This is a genomic window from Clostridium sp. B9 (genome assembly GCF_050509515.1).
GTDB lineage: Bacteria > Bacillota > Clostridia > Clostridiales > Clostridiaceae > Sarcina.
Map to the genome: position 1 here is coordinate 324498 of NZ_JBNWKA010000003.1, position 24685 is coordinate 349182.

Genomic DNA, 24685 nt, shown 5'->3' on the forward strand with positions numbered 1-24685 from the left:
AGAGGGGAAATTATGGAGAGTAAAAGAAGTACAAACTTTGATTTTATATTAAAAACAAGTATTGAAAAATATTATGACCTATTAAAGAACGCTGAGAAAGCATGGGAGACTCATGCTCTTTTAACGTATGTAGGTTCTAGAATGGTAGTTGAAGATTTGTGCGTGAAATTAGAAGAAAAATATGAACTTAGAAGTGATGATAATAAAGAGGTTAATTTTAGAAAAACCTTAAATAATTTAAAGGATCATGTGCCAAGTTGGGTAATTGAATATGGAGATTATTTAAGAGTTAAGGGCGATAAAAGTGCTAATAAAGAGTTAGACTTTAATTTAGAAGAGGAGCATGAGACTTTATCAGCTTTAAAAAAGGTTCATGAAATACTTATTTGGTATTTGAAAAATGTTACAAAAGAGATAAGTCTAGAAGAAAGCTACAACTTTATAACTCCAGAGAGTTTAAAGGAAAGTGAATGTGATTTAGCTATTGATAAAAAAATATTAGAAAATAAAGAAAAGTTTATAATTAGCTTAGAAAAACAGATTAAGACTAACAAAGGTGATGAAAAAAAATTAGAGGAACTTGAAGACTTATTGAAAAATGTTAAAGAAGAAAAAGAGGGGTTAGCATTTGCTCTAGCTCTAAAGGAAAAAGAATTGCAGGATGCTTTAAATAATTTTAAAGAACTTCAAACAAAGCTTATGAAGTATGTAGAGAAAGATGATTCTTTAGAAGGGAGTAATAGTAAATATCCTGACTTTTATAAGGGTTTTTTATCTCTTCAAGGATATGAGTTAAGAGTTGTATATGCTTTTTTAAAGAGTATGAGTCTAGGAAGTATAATTTTAAATAAATCAAAGAGTATTTTTTTAAAGTCACAAAGAAAAGAATTTATAAAATTTGTTGAAAAAGAAGTTGAGGAGCTTAAAAAATATTCAGATAGTTATTTAAAACTTAAGTTATATTATATATTATTAAAGCTTACAAATACTCCATCTGCTGCTGTAAATGATAAGGCTACATTCAATAAGTCATTAGATAGTATAGTAGAAAAGGCATACTTTACTATTGAGAGAAGAGATGGATTTAATGGAAAGGTTGATAAGTTAGAAGCAATAATAAACTATTACCTTATAGTTATAATGAATAGTTTATCATCTGATATAAATAAGGTTGAAGATAATAGTATTAAGGTTACAAATATAATTTATGAAGCATTAAGAACAGTACCCTTAGATGAGAGAAAAGTTATATTAAATAAGATGAATTTTTCGGATATATCTGAAGGGGCTATAAAGGAGAATATAAGGATTAATCAGGTTAATTTTTTAAAGGCTGCTTTAGATTGTGGAGCTAATGAAAGCTCTGAGTTTGTTATAAAATCTATTTTTTCGATATATGTAGCTTTTCAAAAGGACTTTGATTTTTATGAATTTAGAACTCGCCATGATATGTTAAGAGCATATATAGGACCTTTATTATTGGTAATTTTATTAAAGGAATTTAAGCTTACAAGAGAAATATTAGTACCTATATTTGTTATGGAAATTAGTATATCAAATAAAATATTAAGAAAAGAACGAAGAGAAAAAGTATATTATAATCAGCTAGTTGAAGCTTGGGTAGAGGAAAAAGAAAAATTTGATAAAATTCTATCTGAGAAAAATAATCTTGAGAAGAACTTAAATGAGTTTAAGGAAGAAAAAGAAATATTAATTTCAAATGAGAGAAAATTTGTAGCAGAGAAGGACAATACTGAAAAATCTATAAAGGCTCATTGGGATATGTTTAAAGAGTGTGTTTTTAATTCTGAAAATATAAAGGAATTTGAGGGATATGAAGAGTATAACAGAGCAATAAATCAGAAGAATCTTATAGAGGTTTCTGAGGAACATAGCCTAAAAGATAGAGGGTTTATAAAGAATATTTTCTCAATGGATACATGGAAATATAAATTAAATAAATTAGAAGTTAATAAAAATATAAAGAGCTTGGAAGAAAAATTATTAGAAGAAGCAAAGGAATCTGAAGCTTTTGAGGGAGAGTTAGAGGCAATTGCTGAATTGGAAGAAATTTTAGCTGATAAAGAAAGTGGTTTAGAAGATATAAAAGAAGCTATGAAGAAAAATGATGAAAGTATTGAAAGATTAGAGAAACTAATAAGAAATACTTATAAACATATGGAGAGCTTTAAAGAAGATAATTTTGATTTTGCTAAATAGTAAACAAGGGGTTGTATCAAAATTTAACAATAAAACTTACAAACATATTCTCTTCATACTGTTTGTAAGCTTTATTAAAAAGTTATTTTGATACAACTCCTTTAAAATTTATTTTGAAATAGGCTTGTAAATAAAGATGATTTATTCTAAGGAAGAAGTAAGATGGAGGAAGCGAAGGTGAATAAAAAACAGTTAAAGAAAAGAGTGAGTATAATTACTATAGTAGTGTTGATAGTAGGAGTTTCTTATTTGCTTTTTAGAAAAGATATAATGTATGATTACTATGTTATGAGAGGGAAGAAAGCTGATATTGAAAGAAGTCAGTTGGAATATTATAATAAAGCCTTAGGTTTAAAATATACTACTGGTGTTGTTGATGATATTTATGATAGTTTAGAGGGAAATGATAATGTTGAAAAAGTTATTCCTTATGTGAGTAATTTAAAGGCAGATGATAAGAAAAGAATAGTTATGAAAGTATATAAGGATAAAGCTGAAGATGCTTTTGATATGAATAATTATAGTCAATGTGCATATTATTTGAGACAAGCCGAAAATAGTGGTTATAATATAAAAGAATATAAGAATTATGATAAATTAAAAGAAGCATTAGAGGAAAGTGGAAAAGATACTTTACCTAGTGAATTTAGAAGTGGTAATTCAGCAGATGCGTATTTTAAGGATGATGCAAAGTATAATGAGCTTATAGGGTATATAATTCCAGATAGTTATAGTAGAAATTTAACTAAGGAAGAACTTGAGAAGTATGATAATTATACTTAGGGTTAATAAAGGCAGAGATATTAGCAAGACATGGTTTTGTCTTTAAAGATAATAAGTATAAGAATTATTTCGAAGGTAAGGATTGGTATGTAAAAGATTTGACTTTTAAGGGTACAAATTCAGAAATGAATAATTATGAGGATAACAATATAAAACTAATAGAAGAAGTGCAACGAGAAAAATAGCATAAATATACTGTGATAAAAGTGGGGGATAAAAATGAAAAAATTCCTTCTAATAGGAATAATAAGTGTTTTAGTTGCTAGTATAGCTGTAGTCGGCAAAGGTGATTTGAAAAATTCAAAAATTAAGGATTTGGAAGCTAAAGTATTTGAAGCAAAAACTTACATAAATCATGATGATTTAGGAAATGCAGAAATAGTTGTTAATATCTTAAAAAGAGAAAATAAGAAGCTAGGAGATAATAATATAGCGGAAGATATTGAAGATATTGAAAAGAGTATAGAATTAAAGAGAAACTTTGGAGAAGTTGGGGAAGATAAAAGTTTAAGCAATCTAAGTTCTGATGAAAAGAATTTAGCGCTTCTTAATATATACTTAGAGAATAATGAAGTTGCATCTGATGTTAGAAGTATACAGAAGGCTGGAAAAGAATATTATGTTCAGTATAGAAGAAATAAGGGATTAGAGTATGATGAAAATAAAGATTTTAGTAATTCAGCAGGTTATATAGTTAAGCCAATAAGTACTACTAAAAGATTTCATGAGGATACTTGTTTAATTTTTGATAATGAAAGCTCTTATTGTATAAACGGAAAAACTTATTATAAATTTACTGAAATACCTGTAGGAAGTTACTTTGGAGATGAAAATGAAGCAACATGGTTTCTAGCAGACTTAAATTTTAATATAATAAGTAAGGAGAATTTAGAGTTTTATATTCATAATGGTGAAGTTATAGATTATAATGATAAACTTTTAAGTAGTTACGATTTAACAAGATATATAGAAGATATGTATTTGTATTAAAGTTTTAAAGTGAGATTAAATAAATTAAAAATAAACTATGTCAATATTTTGAATTTAAATATTGACAAGCATCTTTGAAAACGTTATAATGAAATCAAGATAATCTTTAGGATTTAGTGTGGTAGGATTGATAAAAGCCTAAACTAAATGCATTAATTGGTGCATTTAGTTTAGGCTTTTTTCATTTATAATTATTTAGTTAAATGTACATCCATTTGAGGATATGGAATACTAATTTTTTCATCATCAAATCTTAGTTTAACCTGTTCTAATAGATCAAAATAGATTGTCCAATAATCTTCTTTTTTACACCACACTCTAACTGCAAAGTTAACTGAGCTAGCTCCATGTTCACTTATACCAACGAAAGGTTCTGGATTTTTTAAGATTAATTCATTTTTATTTATTACATCCCATAAAACATTTTTTACTTTTATAATATCGTCATCATAACCAACACCAAAGACTAAATCAACTCTTCTAGTTTCTTTAGCAGAGTAGTTTATAAGACTTCCATTAGCTAAAGTTCCATTTGGAATTAATATTTCCTTATTATCTGGAGTTGCTAAATGAGTATAGAAAACAGTTATTTTTTCAACTGTTCCAGTATATCCAGCAGCCTCTATAAAATCTCCAACTCTGAAAGGTCTAAGTAAAAGAATTATTACTCCACCTGCAAAGTTTGATAAACTTCCTTGTAAGGCAAGTCCAACTGCTAATCCAGCTGAGGCGATAAGAGCAGCTAATCCAGCGACATCAAATCCAACGTAACTCATTAAAGTAATTACTAAGAGAATTTTTAATGATATGTCACAGAATGCTTCAGCAAATGATGTTAGTGTAGCATCTATATTTCTTTGCTTAAGTATTTTAACTAAGATTTTAACTAGTTTGTTTATAAGTTTCCATCCAATATAAAGTAAAACAAGACCTATAACTAATTTAACACCATTAGTAGTTAACCAAGTTAATACTTTTTCGTATGTAGCACTAAGATTAAATTTCATAAAGATAACCTCCTAATAATTTTATTCTTTTTTAGCAAAATCTATTATAAACAGTAGTTTAAAAAATATCAATAAAAAGTCAATATTATTTACAAATACTTATCTTAAAACATGAAAATATAAATAAAATTATTATAATTTTATTTATCAAATATGATTATAAATTTTGAAAATAGGGAAGTATACAAATGAAAAGACCTCATAAAAAATATTACCGATAGGTAACGGGCATAATCAATCGGTAGAGGGCATTACTAGGGTAAGAGCTATGATTTTAAATCATAGCTCTAAATTAGTTCACTATAGATATGATATTAAGTTGTACTTATTTTTATGAAATAAAAAGTAAGCTAGATTTTAAAATCTAGCTTACTTAAGAAATTAGTTTGAAATTTTGTTGGCTATATATTAGTTATTATATTTAACAAAATCTAATTCATTAGAAATAGAAATATTATAAATATAAGAATTAGCAACTTCGTTTATGAATTTTTCTTTCATTTGGTCATTTAGCTCAATAGTATTAAGTTTATTATGATAATCCATTATGAAACCTTTCATACCTTCTCCTTCTTCAAGAGCCTCATATTGATAGTAGTTTAAACCTTCATCTTCTATTTTATAGAAATCTTTTATCATTTTATATATTGTTCTACCACCAAATAAATCAGCAAGGTATCTTGTGTAAGCATGAGCAACTAAAAGTTCTGGAGAAATTTCACCTAATTCATTTATTCTAGCTACATAAGCTTTTGTTGAAGGTAATGGTCTTATAGTATGAAGACCTTCACCTAATAAGAAAGTTAAATCTTTATATATTGCTTCTGAACGATAAACTTCTTTGGTAGTAAAATTTTTAACTACTTCATTTTTATCATTTTTTTCTAAATTAATTTCAATTGCTTTATAAATTTCATAAAGGTTAAAAAGATATTCGGCATAAGATTCTTTTGAAGCTTTTCCTTCTAATAATCTTTTTAAGAAACCTGTTTTTTCAGCTACATCATGTAAATCGTTACTATTATTTTTTATATCCATCATGAATGAATTCATTTGAATCACCTCTTAAATTTATTTAAAGGCTCTATAAGATATTAGGTAAATAACTTAATAAGTTGTAGCAACCTCATTTATGTTTTTAATATACTCCTAAGAAGATTAACTATCAAATTTGAGAAATTAACGAATTGTGTTCATAAAAGGGATAAAACTTTAAATTTATCAAGAAAAGTACTTATAAATTAAATTTTGGACTAGTTGTTATTTAAAAATAATTACTATTAATAAAACTATTATAACAATTAGTGATTTTATTAATAATAATTAAATATATTATCTAAAATTAAATGATAACTATTTATACAAGAGGTTAGGCTTCTCTAATAAATTATTATATAATTTTTATAAAGATAATTTTTAATTAAGTTTTAGTAATTATAAAGTTTTATATTAGATAAATGAATATAGGTTGTTTAAATAAATTAAATTTATTACGAATAAGGAGCGAGGAGTATGAGAATACTGCATACTGCCGATTGGCATTTAGGAAAAAATTTAGAAGGACTAAGTCGTATGGATGAGCAAGAAGAATTCTTAAATGACTTTGTTGAAATAGTGAAAAATAATGATATTGATTTAGTAATAATAGCTGGAGATGTTTATGATTCAAGTAACCCACCGGCTAGAGCAGAAAAAATGTTTTATGAGACATTAAAAAAGATATCTTCAAATGGAGAAAGAATGATTTTGATTATATCAGGGAATCATGATAATCCAGAAAGGCTAGTTGCTGCGGGACCTTTAGCAAGAGAACATGGAATTATGATGGTTGGTACTCCAAAGAGTGTTATTGAAATTGGAGAATATGGAGAAAATAAGGTTTTAAATTCTGGTGAAGGTTTTGTTGAAATTGAAATTGGCGGGGAGAAAGCAGTTATTTTAACAGTTCCATATCCAAGTGAGAAGAGATTAAATGAAGTTTTATATGGAGCTATGGATGAAACAGAAGATAGGGTTAAGAGTTATAGTGAGAGAATAAAGAATTTATTTGATTCATTAAAAGTGAATTTTAGGGAAGATACTATAAACTTGGCAGTTTCACATTTGTTTACTACAGGTGCTGAGAATACTGGTTCTGAGAGAAATATAGAGCTTGGAGGAAGCTTTATAGTTGATAAGGAATGCTTACCTTTAGAAGAGGCTCAGTATATTGCTTTAGGCCACATTCATAAGCCGATGATTTTACCAGGAACAGATCGAAAGGTTAGATATGCTGGATCACCAATTCAATACAATAAAAAAGAAATAAGTTTTCAAAAGAAATGCTTTATTGTGGATGTAAGGGCTAATGAGGAAGCTAATATAGAGGATATTGACTTAAAAGTTTATAAGCCAATAGAGATTTGGAAATGCAATAGTATAGAGGAAGCTATTGATATGTGTGATGAAAATAAAGGAAGAAGCTGTTGGGTTTATTTAGAGATTAAAACAGATAGATATATTAGAGAAGATGAGATAAAAGCTATGAAAAAGCTTAAGGATGATATTATAGAAATAATTCCAAAGATAACATTAGAGGAAGAAGAGTTAGAGGAAAATAATTTCTCAGAAAAGTCATTCCAAGAATTATTTGTTGATTTTTATGTTAAGGAAAGAGGCGTTAAACCTCAGGAGGATTTATTAGAACTATTACTTGATATTGTTAAGGAAGAGGGGGATGAGGATGAAGCCAATTAAGCTTGAGATAAAGGGATTAAATAGTTTTATAGATAAGCAAACTATAGATTTTGAAAAGTTAACAGAGAGAGGGCTTTTTGGTATATTTGGTCCTACTGGAAGTGGTAAATCTACAATTTTAGATGGAATTACACTAGCTCTATATGGAGATATAGCTAGAAAGAGCTCAAATTATATAAATACAAACTGTGATGGAGTTTATGTAAGTTATGAATTTCAGATTGCAGGAAAAGAAGTAAAAAAATATAGAGTTGATAGAGAGTTTAAAAGAGATAATAAGACCGGTGGAATAAGAAATAAATCTTCTAAAATAATAGATATAACCAATGGATTAGATGAGGTTTTAGAGGATAAAGCAAAGGCTGTGACAGCTAAGTGTGAAGAAATAATAGGACTAAAATTAGATGATTTCATGAGAACTGTTGTATTGCCACAAGGAAAGTTTAGTGAGTTTCTTAAGTTAGAAGGTAAAGAAAGAAGAAATATGCTTGAAAGATTATTTAACTTAAGAAAATATGGAGATGATCTTAGCGTAAAGTTAAATTCTGAAATAAGAAAAGAAAAAGATAAAATGAATGTTTTAGAAGGACAACTTAAAGGCTATGAAGGAGTTAGTGAAGAGGCATTAAAGGAAAAGTCAGAAGAAATAGATAAATTAAATGGTGAAATAGTAAAGCAAGAAAAAGAGTTTAAAAAACTAATAAAAGAATTTGAGGCTGCAGAGAAACTTTGGCATACTCAGATAGAGCTTGAGGCTAAGAAGAAAGAAGAAGAGGATCTAATTTCTAGAGAGAAAGAAATTACGAGTATTAAAGTAAAGGTTGATGCTGGAGAAAGAGCTGAAAGAATAGCTGTTTTTATAGAAAGTTTTGAGGAAATTTTAGAGACCATAAAGAAATCACAATTTAAACTTGAAAACTTACAAAAAAGTTTAAATCAATTAGAAGAGCTGAAAAAAGAAAGTCTTGAAAAGTTTGAAATCGCTAAAAAAACTAGAGAAGAAGTATTACCGAGCTTAAATTTAAAAAGAGAAAAATTAATTGAAAGTGAAAAAGAAAAAAATATTTTACTTCAAATAAAAAATGAAGGCGTACAGATAAAAGCTAAATATAAGGCCACATTAGAAGAGTTTAATAAAAATAAGATTAAATTTGATGAGTTAGATGCAAAAGAAAAGCAAATAGCAGAGGGATTAAAGATAAGAGAGGATAGAATTGATGAGCTTTTTGTTGAAGAAACATTTAAAGAGAAAATAAACAGAGGATTATTTATTTTAAATGATTACGAAAAAGAATTAAATCAGAAAAGTGAATTGATAAAGGAAGAAGAAGAATTAATTTCATATATAAAAGAAGCTACAAGTAAAAAAGAAAAAGCATCAAATATATTGAATGAGAAAGTTGGCTTAATAAATAGAACTTCTAAGGCTTTAGAGGAGCTTATTAAAGGGTGTCCAGGAGATCAGAATAAGATTTTAGAAATGCAAAGTAAGGTTTCAACTTATAAAGAAGGATTATGTAAATATACTGATTTAAAAATTAATTTAAATGAAGCTTTGAAGAAAAAAAATCAGTATGAAAAATCTCTAAATGTATTTGGAGCTAAGAGAGAATTATTAGATAAAGAAGTTGTGGAGCTAAAGGATTATGTTAAAAAATTGGAGATTGAAGAGTTAGCTCATAAGTTAAGAGAAGATTTAGGTGAAGGAGAGGCATGTCCAGTTTGTGGATCCATTCACCATGAATTAGAAAATATAGATAAGTTAAGTCTAGAACTTTCAAACGAGAAAAGAGAATTACTTGAGAGTAAAGATGAAAAGCTAAGAGAACTTACTTTAGAGTTATCTAAAATAGAGTATGGCTTAGAATATGAAGATAAAAATATAAGTGAGATAAATAAGACAATAGAAAATTTAGGTGAATTTAAAGTTGAGGAGTTAAATAAATTAGAAAAAGAATTTATTAGGTTAAAAGAAGAAATAGATAAATATAATGAATCTAAAAGTAGTCTGGAAAACTCATTAGAAAAGCTAAAAGAAGAAAAAAATGAGCTTCAGCAAGAGTTTGGTAAATTAGAAGTAAGTTTATGTGAGAAAATAATAAGTAAAGAAGGAGTAGGAGCTAAGAGAAAGGTAATATCAAAGAGTATAGAAGAGAAAAGCTCTAAGCTTGAAGCAATAAAAGAGGAACTTAATATAAATGACATCAAGAGCGAAAATGAAAGTATCATAAAAAAAGATAGAGAAAAGTCAGCTTTAGAAAAAGAAGTAAAATCATTAAGAGAAAGTGTTAATAGATTATTAGATGAAAAAGAAGTTTTAAGGAAAACAGTAGAAGAACTAAAGGATAAATATGCTGAAGAGAAATCTCTTTTAGAAAGTAAGGTTCAAGTATATAAAGAAAAAGAGCGAATGATTAGGGAATCCTTAAAAGGAATAATATCTGAAGATAAATCAGTAGAAAACATTAACTTTAAACTATTGTTAGAGACAATAGAAAAAGAAATAGAAAGTATAGATAAAAATTATTTAAGCTTAGAAAAGCAGAAAGATGAAGTAGATAAAAAGTTCCAAGAAGTGCATCAGGAACTTGCTGTGACCACAGAATCATTAAATGATTTAGTAGATAGAAAAATAAAGGCTGAGGGCAGGGTTAAAATTTCTTTAGAAGAAGAGAACTTTACTTCTATAGAGGAGGCCAAAAATAGCAAAATTAAAAGATCAGAGATAGTTGAGTTAAAGAAAACTATTGAGGAGTACAATAATTCCTTAATTAAGGTTAGAGGTAATATAGAGCTTTTATCTAAGAAGTTAGATGGAAAGAATTTATCTAAAGATCAGTGGAATGAGATTCTAGAGAAAAAAGAATTTGGAGAAAAGGAATTAAAAGATATTCAAGAATTTAGAGTTAAGCTTATGACAGAATTGGAGAATATAAGGGTTAAGCTTGAGGAGCAAAAAGAAATTCTTGAAATAAGAGCGAAGCAAGAACACAAACTAGCACTTCTAAGTGATTTAGAAAAATTATTTAAAGGTAAGAGATTTGTGGAATTTATAGCAGCAAATCAGCTTAAATATATTTCAATAGAAGCTTCTAAAAAGCTTAAGGATATAACAAATGGAGTTTATGGATTAGAGGTAGATGAGAATGGTAAGTTTATAATAAGAGATTATAAGAATGGGGGAGCTGAGAGAGATGCATCAACATTATCTGGTGGTGAGACATTCTTAGCTTCATTAGCTTTAGCCTTATCACTATCATCACAGATACAGTTAAAGGGTACTGCACCATTAGAGTTATTCTTCTTAGATGAGGGATTTGGAACTTTAGATGACAACCTTCTTGATGTTGTTATGAGTTCATTAGAGAGATTACATCATGAGAGGTTATCTGTTGGTATAATAAGTCATGTTGAATCTATAAAGAATAGAGTCCCAGTAAAACTTATGCTAACTTCAGCAGAAGCAGGGCTTGGTGGAAGCAAGGTTAAAATAGAACGAAGTTAAAAATATATATTTTTTTAGTTTTCGTAGTGAATATTTATAGTTTTATTAAGAATAGATTCCTTTGGAGTTGTATTAAATTTTATTTTGATACAGCTCCATATTTTATATAAAAATACTTCTTATAGTGCTCATTTTACAGTTTGTTTTGTATTATAGTAATAAAATATTTTGATTAGTACAAATATAGTAAGAATTTACAAAAAATCTTTTTATTTATTATTGAAAACAATTAGATTTCCATATAAAATTGAATATAAGATTGATGTAGTTTAAACGTTTAAATTAATTTTAGGTTTAGGAGAAGGAAAGACATGAAAATACTTATAATAAATTGTGGAAGTTCATCATTAAAGTATAAATTAATTGATATGGTTAATGAAAAGGATATCATAAGTGGTTTGGTTGAAAGAATAGGGCTTGACCAATCAAGATTAGTTCAAAAAAATACTATAGGGGAAAAATATATAATTGAAAAGGAAATAGCTGATCATAAAGAAGCTATTGATATAGTATTGGATACCTTAAAAGATTCAAAGGTTGGAGTTATTGAATCTACAGATGAAATTGTGGCAGTAGGTCATAGAGTTGTTCATGGGGGAGAAAAGTATTCTTCTTCAGTAGTAATAGATGAAGATGTTTTAGAATATTTAAATGAATGTAGCAAATTAGCGCCATTACATAATCCAGCAAATATAACTGGAATAAGGGCATGTCAAAGTGTTATGCCAGATAAGAAAATGGTAGCAGTATTTGATACAGCATTTCATGGAACATTACCAGAAAAAGCATATGTATATGCCATAGATTATAACTTATACAAAAAGCATAAAATAAGAAAATATGGATTCCATGGAACTTCACATAAGTATGTATCACAAAAGGTTTCAGAAGCAATGGAAAGAGATATAAAAGATTTAAAAATAATAACATGCCATTTAGGAAATGGAGCTAGTATATCTGCAATTAAAGGGGGAGAGTGTATAGACACAACTATGGGATTCACTCCACTTGCAGGAATTCCTATGGGAACTAGATCAGGTAATATAGATCCATCTATAATTCCTTTCTTAATTGAAGAATGTGGGTACAGTATAGAAGAAGTTTCAGAAAACTTAAATAAAAAATCAGGAGTTTTAGGAATTTCAGGTGTTAGTTCAGACTTTAGAGACATAGAGGATGCTGCTGCAGAAGGAGATAAAAGAGCACAATTAGCATTAGATATATTCCATTATAGAATAAGAGCTGAGATAGGTTCATTTATAGTAAATATGGGGGGCGTAGATGCAATAGTATTTACTGCTGGTGTAGGAGAAAATTCTCCGGAGACTAGAGAAGAGTGCTTAAAGAATTTAGAGTTCTTAGGCTTAACTTTAGATAGAGAAAAAAATAAGGTTAGAGGAAAACTTGCAGAAATATCAACTTCTGATTCAAAAATCAAAGCTTATGTTGTTCCAACAAATGAAGAGCTTATGATAGCTAAGGAAACAGTAGAATTAGTAAAATAAATAAATTTCAATATAAAAAATACTACTAGATACTCTAGTAGTATTTTTTGTCCAACATATTAATTTTTAAATAAGGATTCCCTGTATTTTAAAGGTGTTTGGTTAGTAAATTTTTTAAATACAGTACAATAATAGCTCTGATTAGTAAATCCAATCTGGTTAGCTATATCTAATAGTGACAAATCTAAATTCTTTAATAATTCTTTACTTTTTTCAATTTTATAGTTGTTTAAAAAGCTAATAAATGTTTTTCCGGTTTCATTTTTAAAAATATTACAAAAGTAAGTTTTATTAATTTTAAACTCTGAGCATAAAGAGTCTATTGAGATATCTTTAAAATAGTTTTCTTCTATATATTCTATAGCACGAGATACATAAGGAGAATATGAAATATTAGAATAATCCTGCATTTTATCATCTAAGATAATATTTAAAAGTTTATTGTAGTATTTTAAAGATTGTTTATTCTTTAAACCGATAGTAGGATACAACTCTAAATTATCAGAAGTGTTTAAATTCTCTTTAAGATACAAAGGTCCTATTATAAAGATTAGGTTTTTATCAATTGAACTATAGTTTAGTAATGAGTAAAAGGAAATATTGTTTTCAAAGGTAAGTAATAAGCTATCATTTTCTTCATGTTTTTTATAAGAACGAGTAAATTTACTATTTAGATTAAGTTCATTAAATATGTAGTCGTAAAATGAAGAATAGCCAACTTCACACAAAATATTCATGTTATTATCAACTACTCGTATGGGCATTTCACAACAATTATAAAAATCTATAAGTGCAGATTTTAAAAATATCACAAAAAATCCCCCTTTTTAAAGCTAATATATTGAAAAAAATCCGAATATAGAGAAAAACATTCGTAAAAATCTATGATAATATAAGTATATTAACATTAATGATAATTATTTTCAATAGAAAGTGAAAATCAAACAGACAGAGGGGGATTAAATTTTGGGTAGAAAGAAAATTAATAAAATTTTAGGATATGCACTTGTCACATCTATGTTATTAGGGGGAATTACAGATACTATATATGCAGCAACAAGAGGTGATGAAACTGATAATATTGCTATAGTTCAGAATGATGGGCTTAGTAATGGAATATATGAAGTGAAAAATATTACTTCATATATAGAACCAGGTAATGAAACGGGAGAAAATATGGCTAGAAATGCTATAAAAGAACAAAGTAGATTTAGAGTTGATAATGGAAAAACGACTATGACTGTTTACTTTAATCCTAGTCTTTATGGCTTTATGAATGGTTTCGAAGTTAGTGTTGGTGAGAGTAAACTTCCAGTAACAGAAAATAAAGAAGAGAAGTCAATTACTTTTGAGGTTCCATCACCTAATACAAAAGTTAAGATAGGACTAAATATATCTATAATGGGAAGAAAAGTTGAGTTATTTTTAGCAAATGATATGAGTACAGTAACTTTAATAGATGGAGCTCCAGTTATAAATAATGCTAAGGATATTGTAGTTACTGAAGGAGATCCTATAGATTTATTAGATGGAATTACTAGCACAGATAATGAAGAGGGAAATTTATCTGTAGAAGTAAAAGGAGATACTTCTTTTATTGAAAATGGAAAAGCAATAAAGGCAGGGGTGTACCCAATAACTTATAGAGTGACTGATTCTAAGGGACAATTTGATGAAAAAAATGTAAAGGTTGAAGTTAATAAAAAAGTTAGTTTAGCTGATGGGAATTATATTCTTAAAAATGAAGTTAAATATGTTGGACAAGGCAATGCTGAAACTGGAAACTCTATGGCTAGAAAAGTATTAGCTAAAGATTCAAAAATAGATATAAAAAATGGTGAAAATATAGTTACTTTAATATTTAATAAAGAAATGTATGAATATTTAAAGGATTTTGAGGTAAGCGTTGATGGTTCAAAAGTTAATACTGAGATTAATAAAGAAGAAAGAACTTTAAAGTTTAATATTCCTAATTTAAATTCAAATATCAATGTATCAATGTTAGTTAGCATGATGGGAAAAAGGGTTAGCTTTAATACTATTTTAGATTATGATACAGCTAAATTAATTGATATGGGAACAGAGGGAAATGGCGGAAGCAATGGAAATGAAGAAACTGGTGGAAATAATGAGAATAATGGAGATGAAAATATAGGTAATGGTAATGAAACTGGTGGGAATGAAGAATCTAATAACAACGGTAATACAAGTGAAGGAGGAAGCAATGGAAATGGAAGTGTTGATGAAAATAATGATGGAATAATTGATAACAGTTCATTAAAAGATGGTATTTACAACATAGAAAATAGCGTTCTGTATATTGGTAATGGAAATCAAGAAACAGGAAATGATATGGCTAGAAAAGCTTTAGCTAAAGAAAGTAAGTTGGAAGTTAAAGATAATAAGAAAATACTTACATTAAAATTCAATGAAGAGCAATTTAGTTTCTTTAAAGATTTTAGAGTAACTGTAAATGGAAAAGATGTAGTGGTAACACCAAATGAAGCTAATAGAACAATGACATTTGAAATACCTAGTTTAGATTCTGAAATAATAGTTACTGCTTTGGTAACTGTTATGGGTAGAGATGTTAGTTTTAAAACAATACTTAAAAAAGATACTTTAGAGCTTGTTAGTGAGGGGGCAAAACCAGAGATAGATAAGCCAGATACTAATAATCCGAGTACTGATGGAAATAATAGCTCTAATAGTGGTAATAATGGAAATGAATCAACTAGTGGAAATAATAATGCTGGAATTTCTACAAATCAAGAAAATCAAGTGAAAAAGGGAAAACTTTATACTATTGAAAATAAGGTAAGTCATGAAAGTCAAACAGGTGTTGATATGGCTAGAAAATATTTAAATAAAATATCTGATCTTGAAGTTATTGATGGTAAGAATTATTTAACTCTTACATTTACAGGGCAAAAATTCATGAAAGATCACAAAATAATTGTAAATGGTAAAAATGCTAATTATAGAGTTGTTTCTAAGGACGGAGACACAATCAAATTAAGATTTGAAATACCTAATTTAGATGCTGATATGAAAGTTAGTTTATATGTAGTTCCTATGGGAAGAAATGTTGAATTTGATGTAGAGCTTCTTAAAAATACAAAGAAATTTGTTAAGGACTTTACAGTTTCAAGCTTACCACAAACAGGCGGATTATTAGGTGGTAACTCAGTTGCTCTTCTTGGAATGACGCTTATGGGAGCATCCACACTAATAAGAAAAAAAGAAGATTAATAATGGATTTTAGTTTGAGGGGGGCTTTTCCTCTCAAGCTATTTTTAAGTAAATGGAGGGAAATTAAATGAGCTTTTTAAAATCTGTTTTTATAGGATTTTTAGGAATAATACTTTCAATGACTGGGATTTTTGGGAATGCACAAGTTTTAGCTGTTGAGAAAATAGAAAGTGGTATATATGAAATTAAAAATGATGTTTATCATGACTCAGAAATAGGAATATCTATGGCTAGAAACTATCTAAATGAAACTATGCAGCTTAAAGTACTAGGGGATGAAATTGAATATATAATAGGATTTTCAGGAACTGAATATATGGAGAATTTTAGAATATTGGTAGATGGTGAAGATAGTAATGCTGAAATTATAGAAGAAAATAAGGAAAATGGAATAATAAAACTTAAAGTTAAAGTTCCAAATAAAGATTCTGAAATGGAAGCAAAAATTTATGTTGGACCCATGGAGAGAGATGTTCAATTTAAAGTGATTCCAAAGTTTGATACATTAACTCTTGTTGAAAAATTAGAGTACCCTAATAAAGAACTAAAAGAAGAGGAAAAATCAACAAGCAGTGAAACAGAAGACATAGCTAATGAAGTTGATATAACTACCATAGCAAGTGATGGCGAAGAAAAAAGCAATATAGGAATATATGTTGGTGGTGGAGTAATATTAGTGGCTTTAATAGCTGTATTAGTAATTGCTAAAAGGAAGAAATAGTATGAGAAATAAGATATCTAAATTAGTTTTCTTTATTGGATTAAGTTTAGTTTCTATAGTTCTTATAAGTAAGATTTATACAAATAATATTGAAAATAAAGCAATTAATTCTTTTAAGGAAAAGATAAATTCTTCACAGAATGAAAAAGAAGAATTTTTAAAAAAAGAAATTAAAATTGGAGATGAAATTGCATTAATTGATATAGAAAAAATAGATGTACATTCGGTTATTGTTGAGGGGAGCAGTCTTGAAGTATTAAAACATAACATAGGTCATTTTGAAAATACTGCTATGCCAGGAGACGCAGGTAATTTTGGAATTGCAGGTCACAGAAACAATATAAATAATGAGGTTTTTAGAAATATAGACAAGTTAGAAGTCGGAGATAAAATTAAGATTACTACTATTGAAAAAGCATTCGAATATGAGGTGGATGATATTTTAGTAATTTCACCAGAAGAAGTTGAAGTTTTATCTCAAAATATCGAAAAGAAAGAGATGACTATAGTCACTTGTACTAATAGAGGGAAAGATAGGCATATAGTTAGAGCTAAATTAGTAAGTTAGTGAGGGAAAAAAGGTGTTTTTAAGAAAAGGTATTATAACTGGATTACTTTGTATCTTTGGATTAGGTATGGTTGGATGTTCAAATAGTACTACCAACAAATCAAAGGAAGTTAGTAATAGTAAAGGAAATGGAGAAGAGATTGTTGTTGCCACATCTGTTGCAGTAACGGAAATACTAGATGAGTTAGGAGTAAAAATAAGCGGAGTACCAACAAGCTCTTATGACTTACCAGAAAGCACAAAAGGAGCTATTGAGGTTGGAAACCCAATGAATCCAGATTTAGAGATAATAAAGTCTTTAAATCCAGATGTTGTTGTATCTGTTGATACTTTAGGTGAAGATTTTAAAAAGTTATTCACTGATAATAATATACCAAGTGAATTTATTGATTTGACTACATTAGAGGGATTAAAAACAAGTGTAAAAACTTTAGGTGATAGATTTAATAAGACAGAAAAAGCTGATGAAATATTAAATGAATTCAATAGTAAAGAAGAAGAATTTAAAAATTTATCTAAAGAAAATGAGATAAAGGATATATTAGTAATATTTGCTGCACCGGGTAGTATGATGCTAGCTACACCTTCATCATATATAGGAAATTTAGTTGAGATAGTTGGAGGAAATAACATTATTAAGGATGATAAATTACCTTTTGTTTCTTATGGTAATGAGGAGATTGTTAAATTAGATCCAGATATGGTATTAGTTATGACTCATGGAATGCCAGAAGAGGCTAAAAAAATGGCTGAAGAAAAATTTAACTCAGATCCGGCTTGGAGCAGAATTAGTGCAATAAAAAAAGGAAATGTACATTACTTAGAAAATGGATATTTTGGAATGAGCGCAAATTTAAAGGGGATAGAAGCTTTAGATAAGTTAGGTGAAATAATATATGGTAAAGAACAATAGTTTAAAAAAAGTATATATAGGAGTATCAATTATAGCTGTTTTAGCTTTAATGATAATTTCTTTAAAACTAGGAAGTATTGAGATAACATTTAAAGAGTTAATTTTAGGATTATTTAGTGGAGAAACTGAAGGAAGTATTGGAATAATAAGAGACTTAAGAATGCCTAGAGTGCTTATTGCCGCATTAGTTGGGGGTAATCTTGCCCTTGCAGGAGTATTACTTCAAGCAGTAATAAGAAATCCATTAGCTGATCCTCAAGTTACTGGTATATCTTCAGGAGCATGTTTAGTTTCATTGATATTCATAATTTTTATACCGTCATCAGGAATAGTAAGACCGATATTAGGTTTTCTTGGAGGTCTCGTATCTTGTGCAGTGGTTTATTTAATGGCTTATAAAAAAGGGTTAGATACTATGAGAATTGTCTTAGCAGGTGCTGCAATGAATGCATTATTAGGAGGAATATCTCAAATTTTAACCATTGGAAGTGGGCCTAGTGCTGGGAATATACAATCTTGGATAAGTGGAAGTTTAGCGGCCACTTCATGGGAGGAAGTTAAAATATTAGCTATATATTCTCTTATTGGAATGGGGAGTGCATTAGTACTTGCTAAGGGTTGTAATGTAATTGTATTAGGGAATAAAAATGCTAAAAGTTTAGGATTTAATGCAGATTTATATATGATTTTAATAACAGTAGTAGCCGTTTTTTTAGGAAGTGTGGCTACATCTATTGTTGGAATAATAGCTTTTGTAGGATTAGTAGTTCCTCACATTTGTAGAATATTGATTGGATCAGATCATAAGTATCTTATTCCTTTTTCAATATTTGTTGGAGGAGCATTAGTTTTACTTGCAGATACTTTAGGAAGAATGTTAGTTAAACCATATGAAATACCAGCTGGTATAGTTATGGCAGTCATTGGAGCACCATTCTTCTTATATTTATTAAGAAGGAGTGATATGTAGATGATTAAGGGAAAAGAACTATCATTCAATTATAGCGGAGAAAAAAATATCATTACTGATTTAAATATAGAAATAAAAGAGGGAGAAATAACAACAATAATAGGACCAAATGGGTGTGGGAAATCTACATTATTAAGTCTTTTATGTGCTTTGAATAAAAGTAAAGGTGGAAATGTCTATTTGGAAAATTTAGATGTGAATAACCTTAAATATAAGGATATAGCTAAGATATTAGCAACAGTACATCAGCAAAATAGTGTACCTAAAGATATAAAGGTTGAAGAACTAGTTAGCTATGGTAGATACCCACATAAAAGTTACTTCAAAGGAAGTAATGATGAGGATAAAGAGATTGTGGAATGGGCATTAAATTCTACAGGACTTATTAATTTGAAAAATAAGGGTGTTATGAATCTTTCAGGAGGGGAAAGGCAGAGAGCATTTATATCAATGGCTTTAGCTCAAAAACCAAGAATATTATTCTTGGATGAACCTACTACATACTTAGATATATTTCACCAAATAGAGATTTTAGAGATTGTAAGAAAATTAAATAAAGAAAGTGGGCTAACAGTAGTTATGGTTTTACATGATATAAATCAAGCTATTAAATATAGTCACAATATTGTTGTTATGAAAGAGGGAAAGATAGTCAAAGAGGGTAAGTCAGACTTAATAATTGATAAGGACTTGCTTAAAGAGGTTTATAGAGTTGATGGAATAATTAATAAATGTGAGGAAACTGGAGAGGTTTATTTTATTCCAAAGGCTATTTGTTAGCTATAGTAGGAGAGGAGTGACTTATTATGATGATAGACAAAAGACTTTTGAATTTATGTAAGAAGTCTAAAAAATACATAGTATTAACAGTACTAATGAATTGGATTTCTGTAATATGTAATTTGCTTACTATAGTAATTATAGGATTTAGTATTGAAGAGTTGTTTAGTGGAGGCAATATTGAGGCATTGGGAAATAAGATACTAATAGTTGGCTTATTATTAGTAGCAAGGTTTGGGGTTAACTTACTTAGTGGATATTTTTCTTATAAATCTTCTGAGGAAGTAAAAATAAAACTTAGAGATATGATATATAGAAAGCTTTTGAAGCTTGGACTTAGATATTATGAAGTTGATTCTACTTCATCAATAGTACAAATGTCTGTTGAAGGTGTTGAGGCTTTAGAAATTTATTTTAGTAAATATCTACCACAGCTTATTTATTCAATATTAGCGCCATTAACATTATTTTGTGCTTTAGCATTTATATCCTTGAAGTCAGCTTTAGTTTTCATTATATGCTTACCATTAATACCAATATCAATAATCTTAATAATGAAAATAGCAAAGAAAATTTTAAAGGATTATTGGGGTAAGTATTCAAATCTTGGGAATACATTTTTAGAGAACCTTCAAGGACTTACTACATTAAAGGTATTTGATGTTGATCAAGAAAGACATGAAATGATGAATGAAGAGGCTGAAGGATTTAGAAAAATAACAATGAAAGTTTTAAGTATGCAGTTGAATTCAATAAATGTTATGGATTTAATTGCATTTGGAGGGGCAGCCCTTGGGAGCATAGTGGCGTTACTTCAATTTAGAGATGGAACTGTTTCTCTTGGAGGGATGATAGTTATTCTTTTAATATCAGCAGAATTCTTTATTCCACTTAGATTGTTAGGTTCATATTTCCATATAGCTATGAATGGTATGGCTGCTGCAGATAGAATATTTAATGTTTTAGAGGCAAAGGAAGATGAGTGCTTATTACAAAATAAAATTAAAGAGGTAAACGGAGTATCGCTTGAAAATGTGAGTTTCTCATATGATGGAAAAAGAGAAGTACTAAGTGATATTTCAATAAACATAGATAAAGGAGAATATGTAGCCATTGTTGGAGAAAGCGGAAGTGGAAAGAGCACAATAGCTTCATTGATATTAAATAACTATAGAGTTTCAAAAGGAAGTGTTAAGATAAATGGAATTGATGTTAATACAGTACCATTTGAAGATTTTTATAATAGAGTATCAATAATATCAACAAACAGTTATATATTTAATGGAACTATAAAAGATAACTTACTTATAGCTAAAAAGAATGCTACATTAAGTGAAATAAATTATGCATTAGAAAAGGCTAATCTTTTAGATTTCGTGAATTCTAAAAAAGAAAAGTTAGATCTAGAAGTCGGAGAAGGTGGATCAAAGCTTTCTGGTGGACAAAAACAAAGACTTGCCTTAGCAAGAACTATATTAGGAAATAGAGAAGTAATAATATTTGATGAAGCTACTTCAAATATCGATGTTGAAAGTGAAAATATGATTTGGAAGTCAATAGAGGAAATTTCAAAGGAAAAAACTGTTATAGTAATATCTCATAGATTAGCAAATGTTAAAAATGCAGATAAGATTTATTTACTTGATAGAGGAAAGCTAGTTGAAGAGGGTAACCATAATGAACTTATGGATAAAAAGAATAAGTACTATGATATGGTTAACTATCAGAATGAACTAGAATTAGGAGGTGTGATTTAGATGAGAAAGTCAGGGTTTTCCATAATGAAGAGGCTAATAGTAGAACTAAAGCCATTAGCTCCAGTTATGTTTATTACTGTGTTTATGGGAGTTTTAGGATTTTTAGCAGCTATAGGAATAACGTTCTTTGGAAGTGTTGCTATAGCAACTTTAATAGATAACAGTATAAACTTTTCATTTAAATTAGCACTTGTTTTAATGATTATATTTGGGTTATTAAGGGGACCTTTAAGATATGGAGAACAATTAAGTGGACATTATATAGCATTTAAAATATTAGTTATTCTTAGAGATAAAGTATTTACTGTACTTAGAAAGCTTGCACCAGCAAAGTTAGAAAGTATGGAAAAAGGTAATTTAATATCTATGATAACTTCAGATATTGAACTTTTAGAAGTATTTTATGCTCATACTATAGCTCCTATAAGTATAGCTATAATAACAAATACCATAATAGCTTTCATATTATTAAGTATAAATATTAAAGTTGGAGTAGTTGGAATTATTGGATATTTACTTATTGGATTTGGAGTACCTTATATAAGTAGTAGTTTTGGTAAGGAAGCAGGTGTTCAATATAGAGATGCCTTTGGAAAAGCCAATTCTTATATATTAGATTCTCTTAGAGGGATAAAGGAAGTATTAATATTTAATAATGGAGAAGAAAGAAGACAAAGTATAAAAAACTTATCAGAAGATTTAAATGAGAAGCAAAAAGGAATTAAAATTCACGAAGGAATAATAAGAGCCTTTGCAGATTTAATAATAATGTTAACTATTCTTGTTGCTTTATACGTAGCATACATAGAAATTTTAAATGGGAATATGACTATAGGACAACTAGTTATAGCTGTTACATTAGTTTCATCTTCATTTGGTCCAGTAGTTGCATTAAGTAATCTTTCTAATAATCTTTTACTAACATTTGCATCTGCTCAAAGAATATTTGATATTTTAGATGAGAAGCCTTGTGTAGATGAAGTACTAGGAGAAGGAATGAAGGTTTATAGTGATATAGACTATAAGAAGGTTTCATTTGAATATAAAAATGGAGAAAAGATTCTGGAGAATGTAGATATAAAGATAAATAAGGGAGATAAGATAGCTATTATAGGAGAAAGTGGAACAGGAAAAAGTACTTTTGTTAAGCTTCTTATGAGATTTTGGGATGTTACAAAGGGTGAAATCAACTTAGGAAATAATAACTTAAAGGATATTCAAACTAAGGAATTAAGAAAAAAGATGGCCCTTATGGGACAAGAAACAAGCTTGTTTAATATGAGTATTGAAGGAAATATTAAGATAGGAAAGTTAGATGCTACTTTAGAAGAAGTTAAGGATGCTGCTAAGAAAGCAGGGATTCATGAGTTTATAGAAACTCTAGATGATGGATATAAAACTAATGTTGGAGAACTTGGGGGAAACCTTTCATCAGGTGAGAAGCAGAGAATTGGACTAGCTAGAGTTTTCCTAAGAGATAGTGATATTGTAATTTTAGATGAACCAACAAGTAATTTAGATACTCTAAATGAAGGGATAATATTAAAATCTATAAGAAAATATTTAAAATATAAAACTGTAATATTAATAACTCATAGAAAATCTACAACTAAAGTATGTGAAAAAATATTTAGAATTGAAAAAGGGAATTTAATTGAGTTTGGGGATGTTTAATATGAATTTAGTAAAAGGTTTTTATGTAGTTTTAGGATTTATTTCATTAGGGTTAGGCATGATAGGAATAATATTACCAATACTGCCTACAACACCATTTTTGCTTTTAACAGGATTTTGTTTTGTAAAAGGGTCTGATAGATTTGATAAGTGGTTTAAGGGTACAAAGATTTATAAAAATCATTTAGAAAGTTTTGAAAAGAATAGATCTATGACATTAAAAACAAAGATATGCATATTAGCTACTGCTGATTTAATGTTATTATTCCCACTAATTTTATCAGATAGTCTACATTTAAAGATATTTATAGTTTTACTTATGATATTTAAGTTCTATTACTTTATTTTTAGAATAAGGACAGTAAAAGTAGGTGAGAGTTTTGAACAGAATAGATAAAGAAAAAGAAATAATAACATTAATGATAAAGCTTTATTGTAAGAAAAAACATAATAATTCATCAGAGACCTTGTGTGATGAATGTAAAGAACTTGAAGAGTATGCTCATAAAAGATTAAATTATTGTAAGTTTGGAAATGAGAAGTCATCGTGCAAAAAGTGTCCTATACATTGTTATAAAAAGGATATGAGAGAAAAGGTAAAAGAGGTTATGAAATTCTCAGGACCTAGAATACTTATATATAATCCTAAAGAATATATAAGGCATATATTTAAATAAAGCTTTGTTTTAAATGGCGGTTGATTTCTAACTAGATTTTCAGACCTAGCTTAATTTCATAAAGAATTGCTACAAATAGTTAAATAAATATTATAAAAGCCATGCAAATCACAAAATAATTTGCATGGCTTTTTAAATATGGTAAGCTAGTAATAAATTAATTTTACTTTAATTAATAAATAAGTTTTATAGAAATCTATTTGGTTGAAATAATATCTATTACTAAAGTAATTAAACGAGGGGATGAATATTTTGAGTAACATAAATGAAGAGAGAATCGTATGTAGATGTAAAAGAGTAACAGAAAAAACAATAGTAGATGCAATTAAAAATGGAGCCGATACTTATGAGAAGATTAAAAAAGAAACTGGAGCTAATACATATGGGTGTTTTGCTTGTAGATTAGAAATTAAGAAGTTAATAGAAGAAAATAAATAACTAGGTACTCTTTATTTTAGGTAAGTGTTGATTTTTAGATATATCTTCAGACATAACTTAATTTCGCAAAGAGTTTCTATTGTATATTCCATAATAATAGCTAAAGCGAAGAACTCCCTTTGGTCAAACAGCTTCGCTTCTTAACGCTATTATTATTCCATATACAATGAAACTCTAATTGCTCATTAA

Annotated in this window: 21 protein-coding genes; 18 read left to right on the plus strand and 3 right to left on the minus strand. The window is 28.2% G+C overall.

Features of this window, described 5'->3' with window-relative positions:
- The first annotated feature begins 12 nt into the window (after positions 1-12).
- The 4 genes from ACQZHJ_RS01530 (at position 13) to ACQZHJ_RS01545 (ending at position 3993) form a co-directional block, all read left to right on the plus strand.
- A complete protein-coding gene (locus ACQZHJ_RS01530; protein WP_430483791.1) occupies positions 13-2220 on the plus strand; it encodes a hypothetical protein in 2208 nt (735 codons plus the stop codon).
- A gap of 177 nt (positions 2221-2397) precedes the next feature.
- Positions 2398-3003 (plus strand): hypothetical protein, encoded by a 606-nt coding sequence (locus ACQZHJ_RS01535; RefSeq protein WP_430483792.1) that lies wholly within the window; start codon positions 2398-2400, stop codon positions 3001-3003.
- Between the two features lie 17 nt (positions 3004-3020).
- The gene (locus ACQZHJ_RS01540) at positions 3021-3188 is read left to right on the plus strand and encodes a YARHG domain-containing protein (RefSeq protein ID WP_430486847.1); all 168 of its coding nucleotides are present in this window, start codon (positions 3021-3023) and stop codon (positions 3186-3188) included.
- A gap of 34 nt (positions 3189-3222) precedes the next feature.
- Positions 3223-3993, plus strand: coding sequence for a hypothetical protein (locus tag ACQZHJ_RS01545; protein ID WP_430483793.1), 771 nt, complete (start codon positions 3223-3225; stop codon positions 3991-3993).
- A gap of 191 nt (positions 3994-4184) precedes the next feature.
- On the opposite strand, the gene ACQZHJ_RS01550 is transcribed toward ACQZHJ_RS01545, so the two are convergent.
- Entirely contained in the window at positions 4185-5000 is an 816-nt protein-coding gene (locus tag ACQZHJ_RS01550; RefSeq protein ID WP_430483794.1) for a mechanosensitive ion channel family protein, read from the minus strand.
- A gap of 408 nt (positions 5001-5408) precedes the next feature.
- Positions 5409-6053, minus strand: coding sequence for a heme oxygenase (biliverdin-producing) (locus ACQZHJ_RS01555; protein ID WP_430483795.1), 645 nt, complete (start codon positions 6051-6053; stop codon positions 5409-5411).
- Positions 6054-6512: 459 nt separating this feature from the next.
- On the opposite strand from ACQZHJ_RS01555, the gene ACQZHJ_RS01560 reads away from it, so the two are divergent.
- From ACQZHJ_RS01560 to ACQZHJ_RS01570, 3 genes are all read left to right on the plus strand, one after another.
- Positions 6513-7736, plus strand: coding sequence for an exonuclease SbcCD subunit D (locus tag ACQZHJ_RS01560; RefSeq protein ID WP_430483796.1), 1224 nt, complete (start codon positions 6513-6515; stop codon positions 7734-7736).
- Entirely contained in the window at positions 7723-11241 is a 3519-nt protein-coding gene (locus ACQZHJ_RS01565) for an AAA family ATPase (protein WP_430483797.1), read from the plus strand. Before ACQZHJ_RS01560 ends, ACQZHJ_RS01565 begins: the two co-directional genes overlap by 14 nt.
- A 311-nt stretch (positions 11242-11552) precedes the next feature.
- Positions 11553-12746: an acetate kinase gene (locus tag ACQZHJ_RS01570; protein WP_430483798.1), complete on the plus strand. Its 1194-nt coding sequence runs from the start codon at positions 11553-11555 to the stop codon at positions 12744-12746.
- A gap of 59 nt (positions 12747-12805) precedes the next feature.
- On the opposite strand, the gene ACQZHJ_RS01575 is transcribed toward ACQZHJ_RS01570, so the two are convergent.
- Positions 12806-13558: a helix-turn-helix domain-containing protein gene (locus ACQZHJ_RS01575; protein ID WP_430483799.1), complete on the minus strand. Its 753-nt coding sequence runs from the start codon at positions 13556-13558 to the stop codon at positions 12806-12808.
- A gap of 154 nt (positions 13559-13712) precedes the next feature.
- On the opposite strand from ACQZHJ_RS01575, the gene ACQZHJ_RS01580 reads away from it, so the two are divergent.
- The 11 genes from ACQZHJ_RS01580 (at position 13713) to ACQZHJ_RS01630 (ending at position 24496) form a co-directional block, all read left to right on the plus strand.
- On the plus strand, positions 13713-15998 hold the full coding sequence (locus tag ACQZHJ_RS01580) for an NEAT domain-containing protein (protein WP_430483800.1): 2286 nt from the start codon (positions 13713-13715) through the stop codon (positions 15996-15998).
- A 67-nt stretch (positions 15999-16065) separates the two neighbouring features.
- Positions 16066-16719 (plus strand): NEAT domain-containing protein, encoded by a 654-nt coding sequence (locus ACQZHJ_RS01585; RefSeq protein WP_430483801.1) that lies wholly within the window; start codon positions 16066-16068, stop codon positions 16717-16719.
- A 1-nt stretch (position 16720) separates the two neighbouring features.
- The gene (locus tag ACQZHJ_RS01590) at positions 16721-17287 is read left to right on the plus strand and encodes a class D sortase (protein ID WP_430483802.1); all 567 of its coding nucleotides are present in this window, start codon (positions 16721-16723) and stop codon (positions 17285-17287) included.
- A gap of 13 nt (positions 17288-17300) precedes the next feature.
- A complete protein-coding gene (gene isdE / locus ACQZHJ_RS01595) occupies positions 17301-18200 on the plus strand; it encodes a heme ABC transporter substrate-binding protein IsdE (protein WP_430483803.1) in 900 nt (299 codons plus the stop codon).
- Positions 18184-19170 (plus strand): FecCD family ABC transporter permease, encoded by a 987-nt coding sequence (locus tag ACQZHJ_RS01600; protein ID WP_430483804.1) that lies wholly within the window; start codon positions 18184-18186, stop codon positions 19168-19170. Before isdE ends, ACQZHJ_RS01600 begins: the two co-directional genes overlap by 17 nt.
- Positions 19171-19950, plus strand: coding sequence for an ABC transporter ATP-binding protein (locus ACQZHJ_RS01605; protein ID WP_430483805.1), 780 nt, complete (start codon positions 19171-19173; stop codon positions 19948-19950). It abuts the gene before it with no gap.
- Positions 19951-19979: 29 nt separating this feature from the next.
- Positions 19980-21707 carry an ABC transporter ATP-binding protein/permease gene (locus ACQZHJ_RS01610; protein ID WP_430486848.1) on the plus strand — a complete coding sequence of 576 codons (1728 nt, stop codon included), beginning with the start codon at positions 19980-19982 and terminating at the stop codon, positions 21705-21707.
- Positions 21708-23381 (plus strand): ABC transporter ATP-binding protein, encoded by a 1674-nt coding sequence (locus tag ACQZHJ_RS01615; protein ID WP_430483806.1) that lies wholly within the window; start codon positions 21708-21710, stop codon positions 23379-23381.
- A 1-nt stretch (position 23382) separates the two neighbouring features.
- Complete coding sequence (locus tag ACQZHJ_RS01620) at positions 23383-23778, plus strand: YbaN family protein (protein ID WP_430483807.1); 396 nt, start codon at positions 23383-23385, stop codon at positions 23776-23778.
- Complete coding sequence (locus ACQZHJ_RS01625) at positions 23762-24058, plus strand: nitrous oxide-stimulated promoter family protein (RefSeq protein ID WP_430483808.1); 297 nt, start codon at positions 23762-23764, stop codon at positions 24056-24058. The genes ACQZHJ_RS01620 and ACQZHJ_RS01625 overlap by 17 nt, the downstream gene beginning before the upstream one ends.
- A 252-nt stretch (positions 24059-24310) precedes the next feature.
- A complete protein-coding gene (locus ACQZHJ_RS01630; RefSeq protein ID WP_430483809.1) occupies positions 24311-24496 on the plus strand; it encodes a (2Fe-2S)-binding protein in 186 nt (61 codons plus the stop codon).
- Positions 24497-24685: the final 189 nt, after the last annotated feature.